This is a genomic window from Blautia intestinihominis, from assembly GCF_040096655.1.
In the GTDB taxonomy this organism is placed as follows: domain Bacteria; phylum Bacillota; class Clostridia; order Lachnospirales; family Lachnospiraceae; genus Blautia_A; species Blautia_A intestinihominis.
Genome location: NZ_JBBMEI010000184.1, coordinates 1 through 1,070 on the forward strand (window position 1 = coordinate 1; position 1,070 = coordinate 1,070).

Genomic DNA, 1,070 nt, shown 5'->3' on the forward strand with positions numbered 1-1,070 from the left:
CGCAAATCATCGGAGAACCACTCGTCCCGGACTGCCAGCAGACGGAAGAAAGTGGACTTGCCAGCCCCCTGACCGCCGACCAGACAGAGCATGATTTCAAACTTGCACCCCGGCTGAAAGGCTCGTGAGATTGCACCCAGCAGGAACAGCTTCAATGCTTCATAGGTGTAATCGTCTGCGTCAGCCCCCAGAAAGTGCCGCAGGCAGAAGCGGATTCGCTCTGTCCCGTCCCACACAAGGGAACTTAAATAATCCCGGATGGGGTGGTACTTGTTTTCATTCGCCACAATCCCGATGGCGTTATCAATCTTTTTCTCATTGGTAAGCCCGTAGGTTTCTTCCAGATAGAGAAGCAGATACTTCATATCTGTATCGTTCAGGGCGGTGCTTTCCCTGTGGAAGCCGATGGGCTTTATGATGTCCTTGCGGTCAGTCAGGATGTTGTATGCGATAGCCCCGGAAAGCAGCGGGTCACGCTGGAATACAGTCAGGCAGTTCCGTATGCTCTGACGGACACCGCCTTTCTCGGTAGTTTCCAGCCCCTCCTTGATTTCCTCAATGCTCTGGGGTGGCTGCATGGCGTTCATGGTGTTTTTTAGTTCTTGCTGCGTCTGCGGCGGCAAGCTCTGCCATTCGCTGTTCAAGCTGTATCACATCCTTTCCGTAGTCCGTAATCAAAGCCGCTTTTTCCTCTGTTTCCCCGAACAGCAGCACATCCAGCAGATACTCCACTTGGTCTTGCTTCTGTAAGGCTTCTATAAACCGGGGATGAAAGGCTTCCTCCGGGGAGTGTGGGGCGTAGTCCGTTCTCCATGCCCGAAGCAGATGGAGATAATCGGCAAGAATACGGAAGCAGCGGTTCTTTGCTTCCTGAAACTGTTCCTCCGGGGATTTCTGCCGGGGCTTTGGTTTTTTTTCCTTTCCCGGCGGTTTCCAGTCCTCATAGGAAAGCCCGAAGTCCTGTGCCAGCTGTACGGCGGCTTCTTTCTTTCTCAGCCCATACAGGGCGGCGGCAAAATCAATCACATCCCCATCCGCACCGCAGCCGAAGCAGTGGTAACGCCGATCCA

2 protein-coding genes are annotated in these 1,070 nt (G+C 53.7%); both read right to left on the reverse strand.

Going from position 1 to position 1,070, the window contains the following annotated elements; translation table 11 throughout:
* A partial coding sequence (locus WMO75_RS19575) for a VapE domain-containing protein (protein WP_243016395.1) occupies window positions 1–587 on the reverse strand: 587 nt, incomplete at its 3' end.
* Window positions 556–1,070 (reverse strand): CHC2 zinc finger domain-containing protein (locus tag WMO75_RS19580; RefSeq protein WP_349078855.1); only part of this gene is annotated, 515 nt, incomplete at its 5' end. The genes WMO75_RS19580 and WMO75_RS19575, both read right to left, overlap by 32 nt.